The 20,749-nt window shown below is 39.7% G+C and carries 20 protein-coding genes; 2 read left to right on the top strand and 18 right to left on the bottom strand.

The window, feature by feature from the left end; translation table 11 throughout:
- Positions 1-31 precede the first annotated feature (31 nt).
- The 7 genes from JWR23_RS03110 to JWR23_RS03080 form a co-directional block, all read right to left on the bottom strand.
- Complete coding sequence (locus tag JWR23_RS03110; protein WP_299512855.1) at positions 32-2,029, bottom strand: M1 family metallopeptidase; 1,998 nt, start codon at positions 2,027-2,029, stop codon at positions 32-34.
- A 705-nt stretch (positions 2,030-2,734) separates the two neighbouring features.
- A complete protein-coding gene (locus JWR23_RS03105) occupies positions 2,735-3,694 on the bottom strand; it encodes an exopolyphosphatase (protein ID WP_299512852.1) in 960 nt (319 codons plus the stop codon).
- Positions 3,695-3,836: 142 nt separating this feature from the next.
- Positions 3,837-5,000, bottom strand: coding sequence for a molecular chaperone DnaJ (gene dnaJ / locus JWR23_RS03100; RefSeq protein WP_299512849.1), 1,164 nt, complete (start codon positions 4,998-5,000; stop codon positions 3,837-3,839).
- A 157-nt stretch (positions 5,001-5,157) separates the two neighbouring features.
- Positions 5,158-5,715, bottom strand: a complete 558-nt coding sequence (locus tag JWR23_RS03095) for a nucleotide exchange factor GrpE (protein WP_299513019.1) — start codon at positions 5,713-5,715, stop codon at positions 5,158-5,160.
- 201 nt (positions 5,716-5,916) lie between these two features.
- Positions 5,917-6,600, bottom strand: coding sequence for a cell division ATP-binding protein FtsE (locus JWR23_RS03090; protein WP_299512846.1), 684 nt, complete (start codon positions 6,598-6,600; stop codon positions 5,917-5,919).
- Positions 6,601-6,604: 4 nt separating this feature from the next.
- A complete protein-coding gene (locus JWR23_RS03085) occupies positions 6,605-6,808 on the bottom strand; it encodes a fructose-6-phosphate aldolase (protein WP_299512844.1) in 204 nt (67 codons plus the stop codon).
- A 69-nt stretch (positions 6,809-6,877) separates the two neighbouring features.
- A complete protein-coding gene (locus JWR23_RS03080; RefSeq protein ID WP_299512841.1) occupies positions 6,878-7,924 on the bottom strand; it encodes an acyl-CoA reductase in 1,047 nt (348 codons plus the stop codon).
- A 101-nt stretch (positions 7,925-8,025) separates the two neighbouring features.
- Here JWR23_RS03080 and JWR23_RS03075 point away from each other — a divergent pair, with 101 nt between their 5' ends.
- Both JWR23_RS03075 and JWR23_RS03070 read left to right on the top strand, forming a co-directional pair.
- Complete coding sequence (locus tag JWR23_RS03075; RefSeq protein ID WP_230548106.1) at positions 8,026-8,379, top strand: 4Fe-4S dicluster domain-containing protein; 354 nt, start codon at positions 8,026-8,028, stop codon at positions 8,377-8,379.
- Between the two features lie 109 nt (positions 8,380-8,488).
- On the top strand, positions 8,489-9,250 hold the full coding sequence (locus tag JWR23_RS03070) for an NlpC/P60 family protein (protein ID WP_299512838.1): 762 nt from the start codon (positions 8,489-8,491) through the stop codon (positions 9,248-9,250).
- Here JWR23_RS03070 and JWR23_RS03065 read toward each other — a convergent pair.
- From JWR23_RS03065 to JWR23_RS03015, 11 genes are all read right to left on the bottom strand, one after another.
- The gene (locus JWR23_RS03065) at positions 9,247-10,155 is read right to left on the bottom strand and encodes a WD40 repeat domain-containing protein (protein ID WP_299512835.1); all 909 of its coding nucleotides are present in this window, start codon (positions 10,153-10,155) and stop codon (positions 9,247-9,249) included. The two genes, JWR23_RS03070 and JWR23_RS03065, sit on opposite strands and share 4 nt — an antisense overlap.
- A 75-nt stretch (positions 10,156-10,230) precedes the next feature.
- Positions 10,231-10,818 carry a bifunctional phosphoribosyl-AMP cyclohydrolase/phosphoribosyl-ATP diphosphatase HisIE gene (gene hisIE / locus JWR23_RS03060; RefSeq protein WP_299512832.1) on the bottom strand — a complete coding sequence of 196 codons (588 nt, stop codon included), beginning with the start codon at positions 10,816-10,818 and terminating at the stop codon, positions 10,231-10,233.
- A 121-nt stretch (positions 10,819-10,939) separates the two neighbouring features.
- A complete protein-coding gene (gene hisF, locus JWR23_RS03055) occupies positions 10,940-11,692 on the bottom strand; it encodes an imidazole glycerol phosphate synthase subunit HisF (protein ID WP_299512830.1) in 753 nt (250 codons plus the stop codon).
- A 55-nt stretch (positions 11,693-11,747) separates the two neighbouring features.
- Positions 11,748-12,497 carry a 1-(5-phosphoribosyl)-5-[(5-phosphoribosylamino)methylideneamino] imidazole-4-carboxamide isomerase gene (locus JWR23_RS03050; RefSeq protein WP_299512828.1) on the bottom strand — a complete coding sequence of 250 codons (750 nt, stop codon included), beginning with the start codon at positions 12,495-12,497 and terminating at the stop codon, positions 11,748-11,750.
- A 4-nt stretch (positions 12,498-12,501) separates the two neighbouring features.
- On the bottom strand, positions 12,502-13,092 hold the full coding sequence (hisH, locus tag JWR23_RS03045) for an imidazole glycerol phosphate synthase subunit HisH (RefSeq protein ID WP_299512825.1): 591 nt from the start codon (positions 13,090-13,092) through the stop codon (positions 12,502-12,504).
- Positions 13,093-13,106: 14 nt separating this feature from the next.
- Positions 13,107-14,249 (bottom strand): bifunctional histidinol-phosphatase/imidazoleglycerol-phosphate dehydratase HisB, encoded by a 1,143-nt coding sequence (hisB, locus tag JWR23_RS03040; RefSeq protein WP_299512823.1) that lies wholly within the window; start codon positions 14,247-14,249, stop codon positions 13,107-13,109.
- On the bottom strand, positions 14,246-15,292 hold the full coding sequence (gene hisC, locus JWR23_RS03035; protein WP_299512820.1) for a histidinol-phosphate transaminase: 1,047 nt from the start codon (positions 15,290-15,292) through the stop codon (positions 14,246-14,248). The genes hisB and hisC overlap by 4 nt, the downstream gene beginning before the upstream one ends.
- 134 nt (positions 15,293-15,426) lie before the next feature.
- Positions 15,427-16,710, bottom strand: coding sequence for a histidinol dehydrogenase (gene hisD / locus JWR23_RS03030; protein WP_299512817.1), 1,284 nt, complete (start codon positions 16,708-16,710; stop codon positions 15,427-15,429).
- A 73-nt stretch (positions 16,711-16,783) separates the two neighbouring features.
- Positions 16,784-17,635 (bottom strand): ATP phosphoribosyltransferase, encoded by an 852-nt coding sequence (hisG, locus tag JWR23_RS03025; protein WP_299512814.1) that lies wholly within the window; start codon positions 17,633-17,635, stop codon positions 16,784-16,786.
- A 307-nt stretch (positions 17,636-17,942) separates the two neighbouring features.
- Positions 17,943-19,469 carry a hypothetical protein gene (locus JWR23_RS03020; protein ID WP_299512812.1) on the bottom strand — a complete coding sequence of 509 codons (1,527 nt, stop codon included), beginning with the start codon at positions 19,467-19,469 and terminating at the stop codon, positions 17,943-17,945.
- 224 nt (positions 19,470-19,693) lie between these two features.
- Entirely contained in the window at positions 19,694-20,185 is a 492-nt protein-coding gene (locus JWR23_RS03015) for an HAD family hydrolase (RefSeq protein WP_299512809.1), read from the bottom strand.
- Positions 20,186-20,749 lie beyond the last annotated feature (564 nt).

Genomic DNA, 20,749 nt, shown 5'->3' with positions numbered 1-20,749 from the left:
GTTTCTCGCAATGACGCGCGCGAGGAATGCATTACTTCACCTTCAAACTATTATTCCCTCTGTTAATATCAGGCAAAGCATTATCCGGATCAATGGTTACAGATTCTGCTTCGGTAGTAGTTGCTATAGTAAATGTGGTAGCTTTATTTTGTATCCAGGTTTCAACCGGTAAATACATGCGCTGTTTGCTGCCGTTTTTTAGTTTTACTTCAACAGTAAAAGGCATGGCCATTGGTTCCTTGTTGGCTACAATTACCTGGATGCCGTTTTTAGCGTCGCCATTCACATATTTTGCGCTTATCAGGGCAAGGTCGAGCTTGTAATTGTTATAGTACCAGCCCTTCCAGAACCATGACAGGTCCTCACCAGCGCCATTCTCCATCGATCTGAAGAAATCATTTGGCTGCGGATGTTTATAGGCCCATTTATGGATATAGTTTTTAAACGCATAATCAAACCTGTCTTTACCTAAAATTTGCTCACGTAATAATATCAGTCCAAACGCGGCTTTAAAGTAAACGATAGTATGGCGGTATTTTTCAGGCGTGGCATCAGCTGCTGTCATTATGGTAACCGCATCAGGGTCAAGTATGGTAGGGATGATCTCATCGGCCGGGTTACCGCCTTTGGGCGCATATTCGCCATCGCGTTTGGGAGCAAACTCCCCATGATTTACTATGTCAGAAGCATATACATCAATAAATGTATTAAAACCTTCATCCATCCAGCCATACCGGCGCTCATCCGACCCAACTATCATCGGGAACCAATTATGGCCTATCTCATGCGCGGTTATCCAGAATAGCTCTTTTCCGCTATCGTCAATACCATCAAAAATAATTCCCGGATATTCCATACCACCGGCAATACCGGCTTCATTAATAGCAACAGGGTAAGGGTAGGTAAACCATTTTTCTGAGAAATATTCTATTGAATGTTTTAAATGCTCTGTGGCCCTGTCCCATTTGTCTTTACCGGCACTTTCAACAGGATAAACAGACATAGCCATTGATTTTTTACCGCCCGGCAGGTTAACCCTTGCAGCGTCCCAGATATAGGCCTTAGATGCGCCAAAAGCAACATCGCGCGTGTTAAACATTTTAAAATGCCAGGTAAGCGTTCCTTTATGAACCGGACGGGAAGATGGATCGTTTACTTCTGCCTGTGTTCTTATCATAATAGTTTTATCACTATTACGTGCCTGTGCCAACCGGCTGATCTGTTTAGCTGTTAATACTTCGGTCGGGTTAACCAACTCGCCCGATCCGGCTACTATCACGTCCCAGGGCACAGTTACACTATAATCAATATCGCCGTATTCGAAGTAAAACTCGCCCGCACCCAAAAATGGCAGCGTATCCCAGCCCTGCGAATCATCATAAACACACATCCGGGGGAACCATTGTGCAATTTCATAGATCTTTCCGTTTTTGGTTGTGGCATAATCTGTTCGGCCACCAAAGTCGCCCGGTATGGTATAATGATATTTAATCAACACATTTATCTTTCCGCCATGAGCTGTTAATGCTTTTGGCAGCCGTATTTGCATGCGGGTATCGTTAATTATATAATTGGCTTTCTCGGTTTTGCCATTTTGCACCAGGTAAACCGATTCGATCTGGTAGCCGTTGGTATGTTGATTAGCCCGTGGCTGAAAGCCGGTTACAAAATTAGAACGGGCATCTTTTTTATAGGTGTTTTGATCCATTTGCAGCCATAGATATTGCAAAGCATCGGGGCTGTTGTTGGTATACGTGATGTTTTCATCAGCGCTTAAAACTTTGGTAATGGTATCAATGCTGGCTTGTAGCTTATAATCAACCCGGTTTTGCCAGTATTTTGAACCCGGCTCGCCATTAACAGAATGGAACTCATTCCCTTTTTCTGTATAAAATGATGGCGAAAATAAGTTAGAAGGAACGTAATTTGAACTTATGGTATCGTTACCGGTATTGCGAGGTTTTCTTTGCGCCCGTGAGGCAATAGCTAAAAACAGGGCAAGGCCCAGGAGGGTAAATTTTAATTTCATGTGTATCAGTTAAGGATAGCAATATACAAAAAAAGTATAATTGGCGTTCTCTAAATAGTAATAGCCCAGGGCAATCGCTTTTAAAATTGCAGGCAGGCATAGCTCCAAAATATAAGTACCGGTTTTGGCTAAAGCCCGTCTATAATTATAATCTTAGCCCGTTGGCTGAAGCCAACGGCAATGAAAGACTATTTTGCTATCATTGCCGTTACATTTATGTGACGGGCCGGTAAAAGAATTAGCACCGGCTTTAGCCCAAAAATCGCCATTATGGGTAAATGATCTGTTTGGTACAGTCAATTTTAAAAGCGATTGCCCTGGTAATAGCCCATGAAAAGCGAGCATACCTAACCTGACCTACCTGACCCTACCTGACCCCACTTGTAAACTTTTTTTAGGACGGGTCAGGACGATACATAAAAAAAAGTGTTTCACATCAGGTGTTTCATCCTATTTTTTCAAAAATCGATAAAACAGCATAAAATTCTTATTATAAGCTATTTATACTATTTTACCTAAAGCTTTTGTACTGTTTCAAAGTGTTTCACTCATTTTGTCAAAATGTTATATATCAATAGGTTAACCTAAAAGAGTGTTTCATGTGTTTCATTATTTTTGTGAAACACCACATTCACCTTTTTTAATGTAATAACTGTTGACGTTTGTTGATAAAGGATCAATAATGTCACCCGGGAAGGGTTGGGCTTATCCCAGCATCTCTGCCAATACACCTTCTTTTAAAGAATTAGTAGACATGCACACATTATCAATACCCAATTTTTGCATAACAAACCGGGTAATTAATGAGGCCACTACGATCATGTCAATACGTATGGGGATGATGCCTTTTGTATGTACACGTTCCTGATGTGATAAGGTAATAAGTTTATCAATAACAGCTATAAGATCTGTTTTTTGAAAAGTATAATTTTTTATTTTTTTAAGATCGAAAGGATTTCCTTTTTGTAATTCTATAACTTCAGCAAAGGTTTCAAATGCACCCGACGAGCCAATAAGTACACTTACCGGATATTTTGATGCTGCGGCGAATAAATTTACCAGTTGTTCTTCCAAATAATGGTTCAAAGCGGCAATTGATTCTGCAGGGATAGGGTCAATTTGATGAAATTTATCCATAAGCCGAGCGGCACCAATCTCGAAACTTTGTTTCCAAAGAATACTCTGCTCATTGCCTAAGATAAACTCTACACTGCCACCACCGATATCCATTATTAACGAAGTTTGATTGGACAGGCCGCCGGCTAATTTTACGCCTTTATAAATATATTCAGCTTCCTGTTCGCCATCAATTGTTTCTATGCAGATGCCGGTCTTTGCTTCTACCTCATCAATAAATTGCTTGCCGTTTGATGCGCCGCGCAAAGCTGAGGTGGCTATTGCCCTAACTTCTTTTACTCCCTGATCTGCGATATCCTGATGAAATTTCTGCATGGTATTAATGCCACGCTCATAAGCTGCCGGTTGGATGATGCCTTTATTAATACCACCTTCGCCCAATTTTACAGATTCATGCTTATGAACTATTTCCCGGTACTGAGATGCTGTACCCCCGGCAATTAATAAATGAAAAGTGTTGGTGCCGAGGTCCATTACGCCAACACGTTGGTTTTTAGAAATTATACGGGGTGGTTTTTTATCATCCATATGGTTAACCAAGCTGAAGTAATAAAGATAAAAATAGGATTAAAGTTTTACCGCAATCAAATAAAAAGTATTTAAAAGCAAAAAGCTCAAAATCATAACGATCCTGAGCTTTATAAACCTTTCGGTTTTAACCTTTTACCTCTTATTCAAAATATTCTTTCATCCGTTCAAAGAAACTTTTTTCGTTTTTACCCGGATTGGGTTTAAAGTTTGGCGAATTTTGTAATTTTTCTAATAAGGCACGTTCTTCGTTGCTTAACGCCTTTGGTGTCCAAATATTGATATGTATCAATTGGTCGCCACGGTGGTATGAGTTTACTTCCGGTACACCCTTACCTTTAAGGCGCAATATTTTACCGCCCTGTGTTCCCGGATCTATTTTGATCTTAGCTTTACCATCAATGGTTGGTATTTCAATACTGGTGCCTAAAGCTGCATCAATAAAGGTGATATGCAAATCATAGATAACATTGCTGCCATCGCGTTTTAAAGTTTCGTGAGGTATCTCTTCAATAAGTATAATCAGATCTCCCGGCACACCGCCCCTTGGAGCCGCGTTGCCTTTACCGCTCATGCTTAATTGCATACCTTCGCTAACACCTGCAGGTACGTTAATGCTAATGGTTTCTTCGCCGCGCACAACGCCATCGCCATGGCAAACTGTACATTTCGAGGTAATTATAGAGCCTTCGCCATTACAGGTAGGGCAGGTGCTGGTAGTTTGCATTTGCCCCAATATGGTATTGGTCACCCGCCTCACTGCTCCCTGGCCGCCACAAGTTTTACAAGTTTGAAAAGATGATTTATCTTTTGCACCGGTGCCATCGCAGGTTTTACAATGTATTTGTTTATTTACTTTTATTTTCTTTTCGGTACCGTTGGCAATTTCTTCGAGCGTTAATCTTACTTTAATACGCAGGTTACTGCCCCGGGCAACACGACGGCCGCCACTTTGCCTGCCGCCACCACCGCCAAAAAATCCTTCGAACGGGCTGCCGCCGCCAAAAATATCACCAAACTGGCTAAATATGTCTTCCATATTCATACCGCCGCCGCCATAGCCGCCACCATTGGCAGATTGCGCGTTTGCTGCATGGCCAAACTGGTTATAACGCTGGCGCTTTTCGGTATTACTTAAAACTTCGTACGCTTCGGCTGCTTCTTTAAATTTTTCTTCGGCTTCTTTATCACCCTCGTTTTTATCCGGGTGATATTTAATAGCCATTTTACGATAAGCTTTCTTTATCTCATCCGCATCGGCACCTTTTGCAACGCCCAGTACATCGTAATAATCTCTTTTAGACATATGTATTTTAATGAATAAATTAGTGAGAGAGTGAATGGGTTTAATATTCTCTTCGCTCAATTACTAATTGCAATTGTCATTTATATAATAAAGAATGAGTGATAATGATGTAGTTAACATTCACTAATTCACTCATTCTATAATTCAATCCTTATACTTACGCTCCTACAATTACTTTAGCAAAGCGTATAACTTTATCGTTAAGATAATAGCCTTTTTCCATTTCGTCAATAACTTTACCTTTCATGTCATCAGTAGGAGCAGGGATATTGGTAATGGCCTCATGCAGGTCGGCATCAAACGGTTGCCCAATTGATTCCATTGGCTTTAAACCTTTTTGAGTAAGAATATTGTTTAATTTATTTTGAACTAAAATAACGCCTTCTTTAACTGCATTAATGTCAGTAGCGTTTTCCATCGACTTGACAGCACGCTCAAAATCATCTAATACAGGTATTAAGGATACAATCACTTCCTTACCGGCAGTTTGCAATAGCTCTATACGTTCTTTTGTAGTACGGCGCCTAAAGTTATCAAACTCAGCATACAGGCGTAAATATTTATCATTTGCCAATGATAATTCTTCTTTCAAAAGCGTTTCGGCAGGTTGCTCACTTACCGATTCAGTCGGTATTAATTCCTCAGAATTGTTTTCAATATTCTCATTCAAAACTTCAGGTGTTTCTGAAGCGTCAGTCTTTTTTTTCTTCAACATGTCGTTAAAATTCATAGCTAAATAGTGCCAATCAAGTATCTTGCCATTAGTGTAAAACTGACAAGCTGTCGGCGGGATTTATTTTTTGGGTAGGAATGGCAGTACACCGTTGATTTTTTGAATGAATGAATGTCGCTGATTGTCAGTTTTACAATTGTATTCAGCGAAATCGGCACAATCATTAAATCAGCGGTTCAGACATTACGCCAATTGGACATCCTCCAAAACCTTCCCGTTTTCGCACTTAATAATTCGTGAGGGGAAGGTGCGGATAATGTGATAATCATGTGTAGCAATAACCACAGCAGTGCCTGATTGACTGATCTGTTTCAATAACAAAACAATCTCTTCTGAAGTATCCGGGTCAAGGTTACCGGTTGGTTCGTCCGCTAAAATTATTTCGGGATTATTTAATAAAGCCCGGGCAATTACTACGCGTTGCTGCTCGCCGCCTGATAGTTCATGCGGCATTTTTTTTAGTTTAGAACGTAAGCCTACTTTTTCTAATACATCAAGTGTGCGGTCGGCAATTAACTGGGCATCTGTCCAACCGGTTGCGCGCATTACAAATTGCAGGTTTTGCTCAACAGAACGATCTGTTAATAATTGAAAATCCTGGAAAACTATGCCCAGCTTGCGGCGCAGGTAAGGTACATCCTTGTCGGCTATTTTATGCAAATCGTATCCGCAGGCATGGCCCTCGCCAACGGTAACTTGCAAATCGCCATAAATAATTTTAAGTAAGCTGCTTTTTCCTGAGCCGGTTTGGCCAATAAGCCACACAAAATCACCTTTATCTATATGCAGGTTAACGTTTGATAATACCAGATGCTTTTGTTGAAAAACATCAACATTATCCAGCTTGATAATAGAGTTTCCTATCATTTTTCTATAGTTCTAATTTTAAGATCTGCCCAAAGGGGAGGTCCTTAATAATATTCATTATATATTCGGTTTTATGGCTTAATCCCACTTTATCTAATGATTTTTCGGGCCTGTCAACCCTAAAATAGGCCAATAATGTAAATTGGTCATCTCTAAGCTGTACATAATCTGGTATTTTGGCAACGCCTTTAACTTTTATAATATACATGTTTAAAAGGTTAAAGGCGAAAGGTTAAAGGTAAAAAGGTATTACAAGTACCTTTTTACCTTTTGCCTTTTACCTTTCAGCCTCAAATGTATGAAGATTTGCCAAGAAATCCATCGTATCAATACCATCTGCATAATCCCATAATTGCGGTTGCTGGCTCATGCCAAAATTTACCACCTGGCTTTTTATTTTTAACGGTACCGAACTTACTACACATTGAATATTTTCGTTCTCTGTTTTTATTAATTCTTCTGCGGCCTGCAAGTCGTCATAATAACTATAATACAGCACTGCCAGCGGCGAAACAAAGCGCTCATCCTCCTTGACCAATAAAAAACCATTGTCTAAATGCTTGTCGCTGTTTACCAGGTAGATAGATTTATTATAATCATAATTGTTATTGTATTTATGATGATTGATTATTGGATAGTAAAGCTCTATCGCCTCAAAGAAAGTAGCTAAATTATAATCCTTAGGGATCAGAATTTTAGATACGTTACGACATCCCAGCCCATAGTAGTCAAAAATGTCATGGCCCAGGTTATATAACTGCTCTTGGGTTTCATCGCCGGTAATTACAGCTAAACTATTGCGATTTTTGCGGATGATATTTGGTACTTTACCAAAATAATACTCAAAATAGCGTGATGAGTTATTGCTTCCTGTGGCAATTACGGCGTCAAAGTCTGCCAGGCGCTCAACAAAGCTAAATTGATCACTAAAGCGACCATCAATAGCCACCAGTTTTTCTAAAACATGTTTTATTAGCCGTGCATCCTGTACCGACGCTTTGATCAATGCGTGATTACCTGTTATTAATACGCAGAGAACATCATGAAAACCAACCAGCGGAATGTTACCGGCCAATATCAGCCCGATTTTTTTTGAGGATGTATTTTTAGTCAGCTCATAATTACTGAGCCAGGTAGTAAGTTCAGCCTCATTAAGCATTTGGCCTATAGCTTTTACTGCCCTTTCTACACTTGCCGGCGTAAACCAGGCATTATATCTATGCTCGTTATTGATGAGTTCTGCTAATTCTTCATCGGGGGCAGATAATTGTTGCCCAAGTTGAGAAAATGTATTAATAAGTTCTTTTATATTGAATTTTGACATATATATGGTAAGTATTCAAACACTGAAATTCTTTTTTTGTTTATATTTGCACACTTTGTAATTGGCAAAGGTAATTGAGAATATAAGATTATTTAAAAAATATGGCGATTATAATCACCGATGAATGCATAAACTGCGGAGCTTGCGAACCGGAGTGCCCCAATAATGCTATTTATGATGCAGGTGCCGCCTGGCGTTTTTCGGACGGTACGGGCTTAAAGGGTGTTATTGATTTTGGCGATGGTGTTACTTTAAATGCCGAAGAAACACAGGCAGCTTTATCTGATGATATCTATTATATAGTTCCGGATAAATGTACAGAGTGTGTTGGTTTTCATGATGAACCGCAATGTGCCGCGGTTTGCCCTGTTGATTGTTGTGTGGATGACGAAAATGTACGTGAAACCCGCGAAGAGTTGCTGGCCAAGAAGGACTGGTTACACATGAATGAATAAGCGTGAAAATATTTTAATTATATAGGGAATGCATCATCATGTATTCCCTTTTTTGTTGTTGAAACATTTAAAATTGAGTTAACGTACAAGCACGCAAATCTTTTCATAAATGGAATACGGAATTTGCAATTTAGCGGTTATACCTATGCGTGCTGAGCCAAGCGAGCGAAGCGAGATGATATCGCAGGTTTTATTTGGTGAGGCGTTCGAAATTTTAGAGTGGAAGGAGGGTTGGGCGCAAATTATTACCTTAACCGATAAATATAAAGGCTGGGTAAGCCGTTTGCAATTTATTATGCTGGGCCATATGGCTTATCAGCAATTACAAGAAACACCCCCAAGATTAACTTATCGTGCTACAACACAAGCATGGAAAATTAAAAACAATAGTGTATTGTATTTACCCGTTGGAAGCTCCCTTGCTTTTTTAAATGGAACCTCCTGTTATTTTGATAAAGAAAAATTTGAAATAATTGGGCAAATAGGTGAGAATGAAAATATTGATCTGGTTGCCAAAACTTTTTTAAATGTTCCTTATTTATGGGGTGGGCGCACCCATTTTGGTATAGATTGCTCTGGATTTGTGCAAGCAGTATTTAAGCTAAAGGGTGTACAACTAAAACGTGATGCCAGCATGCAGGCACAACAAGGCACGCCGGTAAATTCTTTGTCAGATGCCCATATAGGCGACCTGGCGTTTTTTGGTAATGCCGAAGGTAAAGTAACCCATGTTGGCATGCTGCTTAACAGGGAGCATATAATCCATGCATCAGGAAAGGTTAAGATTGATATTATTGATGAAAAGGGTATTTATTCTGAAGAATTACAGCGCTATACGCATAAGCTGCATAGCATCCGCAGGGTAATTTAATCGAATTTAATATCCCACAGGATTATTTTTTTATCATCACCGGTTGATAGTAATTGGTGGTCATTCCATGCAATTTTATTGACTGATAAGCGGTGTGTATCAAATCCTTTTTCACGACTGATGATCTTATATAATTTAAAGTCATCAGCCCCCCAAAGCTTTATGCTTTTATCCATACTGGCTGTAGCAAAATAGGGCCGAGTAGGGTGAAAGGCTATATGATTAATAGCAAATAAATGTGCAGATATATTTTCTTTCAGTTCAAATGTATTTGTATCCCAAATTTTAACTTGTGCATCGCGCGATCCTGATACCAGATAACTTCCGTCAGGCGAATATTGTAAGGAGAAAACTGCCATTGTATGGCCTTTCAATGTACCTACGAGGGTGTAATCATCCAAATCATATATTTTTATTTCGCTATCGCGGCAACCAAATGCCACCTGCTTTTCATCGGGCGAAATACTTATACAGCGAATGGTATCATTAGAGACTTTAATGGTATGCACTAATTGTAAGGTATCCAAACTCCAAATAGACACTGTGCCATCTTCTGATGCAACCAGCAATTCTTTCTTTGTATTGACAGATTTAATATCAAATATAGGTTTACGATGATGTTTAAGCGACGGGAGTAACTGCTGTTTTATAAAATCAAACACCATCACTTCACCACTACGCAACCCGGTTATCATTAAAGGATAGTCTTCAGGGCAATGGATAGCATAAACCGAAGTAGCCACCGGGAACATTACTTTGATGAAAGAGTTTGTTTTTAAGCTCCATTCAACCACACCTTTGTCATTACCGCCTGTAAATAATATACCCGGTTTTTGTGAAAGTGTAAGTGCGAATATTGGGTTGCTATGTCCGGTAAGTTCCGCTGTTTTTTCTACAGTGATCATTGTTTGAGTACATGGTCTATAGTCGATAGACCATAGAATTAAGCACGATAGGCTATTGACTATCGACTATGAACTTTATTTATGTCTTTCTTCTAAATTCTTAGCTATCTTACCCAGATCAAGGCCTTTTTCTTTAAGCAATACCAACAGGTGAAAAACAAGGTCTGATGCTTCATTGATAAGATCGGTTTCGGTCTCGGCTAAAGCGGCAATAACGGTTTCAACAGCTTCTTCACCAACTTTTTGTGCTATTTTATTTAAACCTTTTATATGCAGTTTATTTACATACGACCCTTCCTGCGGATTTTCATAACGATCAGCAATTATCTGCTCCAACTGCAATATAAAATTATGATTATAGTCGGTTTTAAAACAACTGCGGTCGCCCGTATGACAGGTTGGGCCATCGGCTTTAACTTTTATCAGCAAGGTATCATTATCACAATCTAAATGAATGTTTTTAACATGCAGAAAGTTATTGCTGGTTTCGCCTTTTGTCCATAAACTATTTTTTGAGCGCGAAAAAAAGGTGACGATATTTTCCTGTACTGTTTTATCGTATGCTTCCTGGTTCATGTAACCAAGCATCAGTACTTCCAGCGTTTGTTCGTCCTGTATTACAACCGGAACCAGTCCGTCTGTTTTATTAAAATCTATATTCATTTTTTATATATAATGTCATTCCAACGAGGTAAAAGGAGAAATCTTATACGCCCTGCAACGCGGGACGATATGAAGTATAAGATTTCTCACTATCGTTCGACAATGACAGTGGGTATTGTATTTATCTTATTTCAATATTCCTGTCTCTTAAAATTGCCTTTAAGTCAGGTATTAATATTTCACCGTAATGAAAAACCGACGCTGCCAAAGCCGCATCAACATTGGTTTGTTCAAATACATCAACAAAATGCTGTACAGAACCGGCACCGCCTGAGGCAATTACCGGAATGTTTACGGCATCATTCACCTTTTTCAATAACAAATTATCAAAGCCGCCTTTAGTTCCGTCATGATCCATGGATGTTAGCAATATTTCGCCTGCGCCACGGCTTTCGGCTTCTAATATCCAGCTTAAGGTTTCTTTTTCGGTAGGTATGCGGCCACCATTTAAGTGTACGGTATTAATTCCATCATTTAACCGGGTATCAACCGCTATTACCACAAACTGTACTCCAAAAGCTTTTGCCAATTCGTCAATCAAAGCAGGATTACGTACTGCTGCAGAGTTGATAGATATTTTATCGGCGCCTGCATTTAATAAAGCATCCGCATCAGCAATTTCATTAATGCCACCACCAATTGTAAACGGTATATTGATTTGCCGGGCAACGGATTTTACCAGCTCAACCATTGTTTTACGGCGCTCATGTGTGGCTGTTATATCTAAAAACACCAATTCATCAGCTCCCTGGCGAGAATAGTTCCAGGCCAGTTCAACAGGGTCGCCGGCATCGCGCAGGTCCACAAAGTTCACACCTTTTACAGTACGACCGTCTTTAACGTCAAGGCAGGGGATAATTCTTTTTGCTAACATGGGTTGATAAGCGACCGTCATTGCTTCGTTCCTCGCAATGACGCTTTATTAAATTCTATATAGACATTAATGATTCCAAATTCCAATTCTTAATTTCCTCAATAGAAATATGCCCCTCGTAAATAGCTTTACCTACTACGCATGATTCCACTTTGTAATTGCTTAATTGTTCAATATCAGCCATTGAGCTTACACCGCCAGAAGCAATCAGTTTTATAAAAGGTGAATGATCAAGCAGTTTGGCATAAAGCTCTATACCGGCTCCGCCTAATTTGCCATCCTTGTCAATATCGGTACATAAAAAACGGAAGAAGCCTAAGCCCAAACACCTGTCAACATAGTCCATTAGTTTAATAGGCGAGCTTTCCATCCATCCTGAGTATTTGATAACCTCATCTAATACATCAATAGCTATAACAACGTTGTGTGAGCATTTATCACGACCACAAATAGCTTTGCTCAGTTCATCCAAAAACATGGGATTGGTGATAGCCTGCGTACCTACAATAACACGATGTACACCTGCATCAATCAGCTCTTTAACTTTTTCAATGCTGCGAATACCACCGCCATACTGAACCTGCATATCGGTTTTGCGTATTATATCAAAAAGATATTGCTGGTTGGAGAAATCGTTTTTCGCGCCATTCAGATCTATGATGTGTATCAAATTAGTGCCATGCGATTGGTATTTCTCTATCATTTCTTCTAAAGTAACATCATAATTAGTTACTTGCTGATAATCGCCTTCGCGTAAGCGAACAACTTTCTTATCTAAAATATCAATAGCAGGAATTATATACATGTCTTTATAATTTTGAGAAGTTTGTTAATAATGTTTCGCCAACAAGGCCTGATTTTTCCGGGTGAAATTGAACGCCGTAAAAATTATCCTGCCAAATTGATGCCGAAAATTTAATACTGTAATCTGTTGCAGCTAAAGTATGTACGTTATTATATTCAATAAAGTATGAATGTACAAAGTAAAAATGTGAACCGGCAGGAATATTTTTAAAAAGTGGATTTTCCTTTTCGGGATATACCCGGTTCCACCCGGTATGCGGCACCTTATGATCAGTGCTGGCGGCAAATTTTAAAGTCTTTATCGGAAAAATATCTAACAGGTTAGAATTTCCCTCTTCTGAATAAGATGTAAGCAATTGCATACCCACGCAAATACCTAAAGTGGGCTTTTTAAGTGCCTTTATTGCAGGTACCAAACCAGTATGTTGCAATTTATTCATGGCTGCGCCGGCATGCCCAACTCCGGGAATAATATAACGGTCATACTGCTCCAGATCAGCTTCGGTATTTACCATGCCATAGGCAATCCCCAACCGCTCTAAAGCAGCGGTTAGCGAAAATATGTTGCCGGCACCGTATCTTATTATTCCAATCATTCTGATTCTTGACTCTATAACAAACCTTTAGTTGAAGGTAAAACCATATTGTTTACATCACGTTTTATGGCCATTTTTATTGCTTTAGCAAAAACCTTAAATATAGCTTCGATTTTATGATGTTCATTCTGGCCCTCGGCCTTTATATTTAAATTACACTTTGCCGCGTCGCTAAACGATTTAAAAAAGTGGTAAAACATTTCTGTAGGCATTTCGCCAATTTTTTCGCGTTTAAATTCAGCATCCCAAACCAGCCAGTTCCTGCCGCCAAAATCAATAGCTGCCTGTGCCAGGCAATCATCCATTGGCAAACAAAAGCCATAACGCTCAATGCCCTTTTTATTGCCCAGTGCTGCAGCAAAAACCTCGCCTAAAGCAATTCCGGTATCTTCAATGGTGTGATGCTCATCAATATGCAAATCGCCTTTAGCGGTTATTTCCAGATCGATACTGCCGTGACGCGCAATTTGATCAAGCATGTGATCAAAAAAATGCAAGCCGGTTGATACTTTGGCTTCGCCTGTACCATCCAGGTTTATTTTTACATAAATGTCGGTTTCCTTAGTAGTGCGTTTGCTTTCAAAAACACGTTCGCCCAGTTTTAAAAACTCGTAGATTTTTTTCCATTCGGTAGTTTCAAGGGCTACAGTGTCTTTTATATCGTCATTGTTTTTAAACTCACCGCCACCTAAGTTGGATTGATTATTTAACCATATAGCCTTTGCTCCTAAATTTTTACCTAAAAGCACATCGTTTTTACGGTCGCCAATAGTAAAAGAGTTTTTAAGATCGTATTTATTGGTGTCAAAATACTGTGTCAATAACGCTGTGCCCGGTTTACGGGTAGGAGCGTTATCTGCCGGCCATGTACGGTCTATGTATATAGCCGAAAACTTTACACCTTCATTTTCAAATGTTTTTAGGATGAAATTATGCACCGGCCAAAAAGTATCTTCGGGATAAGAGGCTGTACCTAAACCATCCTGGTTGGTTACCATTACCAGTTCATAATCCAACTCTGTTGCTATTTTCGATAGGTATTCTATAGCGCCGGGATAAAACTCCAGTTTTTCAAATGAATCTATCTGCTCATCAACCGGCTCTGTTATCATGGTGCCGTCGCGGTCAACAAAAAGTATTTTTTGCAAATTGCTCATTTGAAATTTTTTAAAGTTTCAATCAATATTTCATTTTCGGCAGGTGTACCAACGGTAATCCGCAAACTGCCCTCGCATAAGTCAATTTTTGAACGGTTTCGTACAATAATACCCTTTTGTACCAGGAAGTTATAAATTCCCATTGGATCAGTTGTTTTAATCAGTATAAAATTAGCGTCTGACGGGTAAATATCCAGCACAAAATCAAGATCCTTCAAATTAAGCACCAGCTTATCACGCTGTAACAAAGTTTCTTTTATCCAGCCGTTTACCTGGTCAACATTAGCTAAAGCTTTTAATGCCAATTGTTGTGATGATTCATTAATGTTATAGGGAGGCTTAACCTTATTCATTACTTCGATGATCTCTTCACTTGCAAAGGCCATACCTACGCGCAGGCCGGCAAGTCCCCATGCTTTTGATAGCGTTTGCAGTACAACCAAATTAGCATATTCTGTTAACTCCTGTATAAACGTTTTTTGCCTGCTGAAATTGATATAAGCCTCATCAACCACAACAATTCCATCAAAGTTATTCAATAAGGTTTCTACATCATCCCGGTTAATGGAGTTGCCCGTAGGATTGTTGGGTGAACAGATAAAAATGAGCTTAGTGTTTTTGTCTATAGCTTCGGCTATTCCTTCCAAATTCAATTGAAAATCCTCTGTTAACAATACCTTTTTGGTTTGGATATCATTAATATTTGCCGATACCTCATACATGCCATAAGTTGGCGGTACCAATATCACATTATCCACGCCCGGGTTACAAAAGCTTCTGAACAGGATATCAATAGCTTCATCGCTGCCATTACCTAAAAATATATTACGCACCGGTACGCCCTTAATTTCGCTTAAGCGTTTTTTAACGTCGTATTGCAATGGGTCAGGATAGCGGTTATACGGCTCATCCAACGGCGAACCGAAAGCATTCTCATTCGCATCCAAATACACGCTGGCCTCACCCTGAAACTCATCGCGAGCGGAAGAGTAGGGGGTTAGGTTTTTGATGTTTTCTCTAAGTATGTTGTTTATATTAAACATGGTCTTATCATTTTTCCCGCCGTCATTGCGAGGTACGAAGCAATCTCTGCACATGCAAATCGGCTATTCAATTCATCACCTATCTCATTAGAGATTGCTTCGTTCCTCGCAATGACGCGTGGGTTATTGTATCCTTATTTCATTCTTACACTCACCGCATTTTTATGCGCGTGCAAGCCTTCCAACTCAGCCAAAATTTCTACTGATGGCCCTATGTTTTTAATTCCTTCAGACGTAATAAGTTGGAACGTTATTTTCTTTACAAACGAATCAACAGATACCCCCGAATACGCTCTGGAATAAGAGCTTGTAGGCAATGTATGGTTGGTTCCTGAAGCATAATCACCGGCACTCTCCGGCGTTAAATTACCCAGGAACACAGAACCTGCGTTAATAATTTTACCCGTGATCTGTTGCCAGTTATCAGTTGCCAAAATCAAATGTTCAGGCGCATATTCGTTGCTAAACCGCATTGCCTCATCCAACGTGTTCGTTATTATGATATAAGAGTTTGCCAGTGCTTGTTTAACAATCTCTGCACGGGGCAAAACAGCAGTTTGCTTTTCAACCTCTGCCAGTGTTTCTTTCGCTATTTGTGCCGATGTGGCAACCAATATAGACTGGCTGTCAATACCATGCTCTGCCTGCGCTAACAGGTCGGCAGCGATGTATTCGGGCCTGGCGGTATCATCAGCAATTACTAATACTTCCGACGGACCTGCCGGCATATCAATAGCGGTTGTAGTAGTTGATTGAATGATAGTTTTAGCTTTAGTTACAAACTGGTTCCCGGGGCCAAATATTTTATCAACCTTAGTAATGCTTTCAGTGCCATAAGCCATAGCCGCGATAGCTTGCGAGCCACCTGCCATAAATATTTTGTCAATACCTAAAAGCAAAGCAACATACGCGATGAACGCATTCACTTTCCCGTTTTTTTGCGGAGGTGAGCAAACCACAATTTCATGGCACTCCGCAATGCGCGCAGGTATACCCAGCATTAAAAATGTGCTTGGCAATACGGCTGTTCCACCTGGGATATATAAGCCCACTTTTTCTACCGGCCTTAATTCGCGCCAGCAGGTTACTCCGGGCATGGTTTCTACCTTGTCCTCGGCTTTTAACTGCGTTTGGTGGAATTTATAGATATTATTATAAGCAATATCTAAAGCGGCTTTTTGTTCAGGCGATACTGTAGAAGCGATCTCTTCCAACTCTGCTTTATCCAAATAAAGCTTGCTTAAAGTAACCTTATCAAACTTTTCGGCATAATCATACAAAGCGCGGTCGCCGTTTTGCTGAACGTTGGTTAAAACTTCTTCAACAATGGCGCGTATCTCGTTAGCCGGGTCAACATTACGCTGAACCAGTTTGGTGATATCGTCTTTACTTAAGTCTGAATAATTATATGTCTTCATTCCAGTTGGCAGTTTTCAGTTTGCAATTGGCAATCTGCAAAATTACTGCAAACTGTCCACTGCAAACCGCCTACTATAAAATAATCTTCTCAATCGGCATCACTACAATACCTTGTGCGCCCGCTTGTTTCAATTGACTTATCCTGTCCCAGAAATCACGTTCGGGTATTACGGTGTGCACCGCTACCCAGCCTTCTTCTGCCAACGGCAAAACTGATGGACTTTTTACGCCAGGTAATAGAGCCAATATATCCGGCAGGTTATTTTTCGGCACATTTAATACCACGTACTTCGTTTCTTTAGCGCGTAATACCGATTGTATGCGTTGCATCAACTCTTGTACCAAATCGCTGTTTTCACTGCCTTTGGAGCCTATTAATAGCGCTTCGGATGCCATTACGTCAGCAAATGGTTTTAGGCCATTACTTTTTAACGTGCCGCCGGTTGATACCAAATCGCAAATAGCATCGCTTAACCCTAAGCCAGGAGATATTTCTACCGAGCCGGAAATGGTGCGTATATCAGCCTGTATGTTTTGTTTTTGCAGGAATTTACCCAATATAACAGGGTAGGTGGTGGCTATTGATTTTCCGTTTAGGTCCTTTAGTTCTTTAACATCGCTGTTATTGGTAATGGCGATCTTTAATGAGCATTTACCAAATCCTAAACGTTGAAGGTAACTTACAGCAACTTCGGTTTCTTCTATTACGTTTTCGCCTACAATACCCAGGTCGGCAATGCCATCCTGTACATATTCCGGGATATCATCATCGCGCAAAAAAAGAATTTCAAGCGGGAAGTTAGAGACAGGAGATATAAGCGAGCTTTTGTAATTTTCGAAATTTAAGCCGCAATTTTTTAATAATTCAACAGATTTTTCGTTGAGCCGACCCGATTTCTGGATCGCTATTTTGAGTGTTTTCAAAAGATTGAATTTAAGGAACTATAATAAAAAAGAATACAAACGGAGGTTGTTATTTCGCGTAGAAACATACATTTATCTGATCACCACATGGTGGTGATGGTGCAGATGAAGATGATGTAGCTTGTAACCGTTCATTATTTTATATAGTAAAACTATAGATTAGCAGCGCAAATATATACAGATGTTTTTTAAATCAAACTGTTTGAATCAGAATTTTTAGAATTTTAGGATTTTCAGAATTTCTGAAGCTGAATTAACTGATTAATTGAATTATTGAAAATTGGTATTCTGTAAATTCTAAAATTCTTTAATTCTGATTCAGACTATCATATTCATAAATACCACCCTCATCACCAAAATCCTTGATCTTTTTTAGTGATTTCACCTTTTCAATATCCTTTATATTGATCAGCTCCGGATTTTCAAGCGCGGTGAACCAGATGAGGTAATAATGCTTGATCTGATAAAACTTGGCGATATCTTTTTTAAAGAATTTATGTGGCACCAGGTATGATGACATGCCCGAGAAGAAGTAAACTGCCTCGTGCGCATCGGTATAAATGGTAACGCCAGGCTTAAACATACTTTTATCAATATGCTTTAGATATGCCGCAAATGGCGATTCGAGCCAGTCGTCAGAAGTATAACCAGGAACACCATATTTGTCGGCCACCTGGTCGCTGTAACGATCTTTATCAATCAGGAATTCCTTGGTTATAAAGCCCAGCATCAGGATAATAAATACCGCGGCCACAATTCTGCGGGTAGTTGTACTGGTTATCTTTTTTAACAGCAATAGTCCCCAGCTGGTATAACCCCAAAGGGCGGGTATAAATAAAGGCGCTAATAAACGATGGTTAATACGCTCGTAACGGGAAAATGTAGAAGACACAACGATAAACAGGCCATATACCAAAGCAAAGGTAATAGCCAGGTTTTCGAAACTATTCAAATGCCTGCGGAAGTAGTTATAGGCTAAAGCGGCAATAAAACCTCCAAGCATTATAATGGCAATAGGCGTAGCTAAATAGTATTGATTGGGGGTAAAGCCCATCCAGTCGCACATAACCGTGCCAAAATAATACAGGTTTTTACCAAATGAAGTAATAGAAGGCTCCCGCGGACCGGTTGTTGTGCCCGACATAAAGGCATTGAACAATAAATTGCTCACCAATAACGATATACAAACAAAGCCGTATATAATAATATGTACAATCTTCTTTTTAAGTGGTAGTACTCTGTCGAGCAGTAACAGTAAACCGCCGGTACCCACAATGGTTACCGCGGCATATCGGGTTACACAGGCAATGGCCGCTATTAATGCTGCAACAACGAGCGCTTTAACAGTATGTTTTAAAAGATACTGCCTGAAGGCTACCAGGAAAAACAAGGTTTCGAGGATAAACAAAGTTTCGGACCACAGGTAGGAATAAACCTGCAACAAAGCCGGGCTTAATATAATAGCTACCAGCATCAGCCATTTATAAACACGCGATGTGGGTACAAAACGGTGCATAATCCATCCGCTGGTATATATTAGGGTTGCAAACATAAGACCATCTAAAATGGTCCCGAAAATAACTGGATCAATACGGGTGATGAATATGATGCTTCCCAAAAAAACAGGATAGAACACCGGAAAATCAACTATCGGGATGTGGTTAAATGTTTGCAGCGTACCATTCGTATTTAAGCTCCGGGCAGCGCTGATGTACATGATAGAATCGGGCGAAATACCTATACCACTATACTTGCAAAATAGCTGTACAGCAACAAAGCCAATTAAAGCGGCAATAAAAGTATCGTAGTTTTTTAAGTAACGGCTTAACTGCATGTGTTTTACTTGGGTTGTAGTGGTAAAAGTTGTACGAGGGGAAAATGTTTTAAGTTTTGTAAAATTTCTATCAACATACGTCATTGCGAGGAACGAAGCAATCTCTACGTAGGCAGGTCAATTCCGTAAGCTCATTGCTTAGCTCTGTATAGCATAGAGATTGCTTCGTGCCTCGCAATGACGCGTGTTTTTGTTTATGACACGCGTTTATAACTTGATTTATTTTAAGCAATTTGATCCAACACCGTACTTATCGGTTGGTCGCTGTCAATTAGTATCCCTTTTACGCCGGCGGCGGTACCTGCCTCAACATCGCGTTCCCGATCGCCTATGAAATAGGATAGGGCAGGGTCAATGTTATATTTGGCTATACCTTGTAATAACAGCCCCGGTTTTGGTTTGCGGCAATCACAATCGCCGGTAAACAGGGGATGGTGCGGGCAGTAAAAAAAGTCGGTTATTTCCACACCATGTTCTTTATAAACCTGTTTCAGGTGGTTATGCATTTTGGCCAGTTCATCTTCGGTGTACCAACCTTTAGCAATACCACCCTGGTTGGTGGCCACCAGCAGCATATAGCCTTTGTTCTGCAAAGTTTTCAGGGCCTCAAAATTGTCGAGTACGTGAAAATCCTCCAAACGGCGTACGTAATCGCCCATTTCCTGGTTCAGTACTCCATCACGATCTAAAAAAACGGCTTTATTTTTTGCAGGCATCTGTTTCAAATTTTGTGCGAAGTTAGCAATTCTAAAATTGATGGTAAATGGTGGGTTATCTTATGAGCTTCAGTCTGGGGACCGTAAAAAAAACTTAAAGTGTTCATGTTCACGCACATGAACGCTTATGGACATTCATGAACACTTGATATTCAATTATTTGTATTTTTTACCGTGGTGACAAAACCTTGTCAGTAGGGTGGGCAGAGCATATTTTATAAGGTTTCTCTCTACCGCTCAAGGGTGGGTTTCTTTCCGCAATCGCCCGGCTCCAGCCGAGCGATTGCGGGAGTTGTCATTTCTCTCTATCGTTCGAAATGACAATGGTTTTTATATAAATCACACAAAATTAAATTCTGTTATAGCTGTAATTACTGCTTGTATAACTGAATATTGCTTCGTTTGTGCAACTTTATATCGATTCTAAATAAGTAAACTAAAGGTTTAATTTTTGATATCATAATAATTGGTATTTAATGTTATTGATTTGTTAAATAAATATTGCTTTTATCATCGATTTTTTACAAATTCTCAAAAATAACCGATGATTTTATAATTTATGTT

It is taken from the genome of Mucilaginibacter sp., assembly GCF_028288205.1.
Taxonomy (GTDB): domain Bacteria; phylum Bacteroidota; class Bacteroidia; order Sphingobacteriales; family Sphingobacteriaceae; genus Mucilaginibacter.
This window is presented reverse-complemented; position numbering and strand designations above follow the sequence as displayed.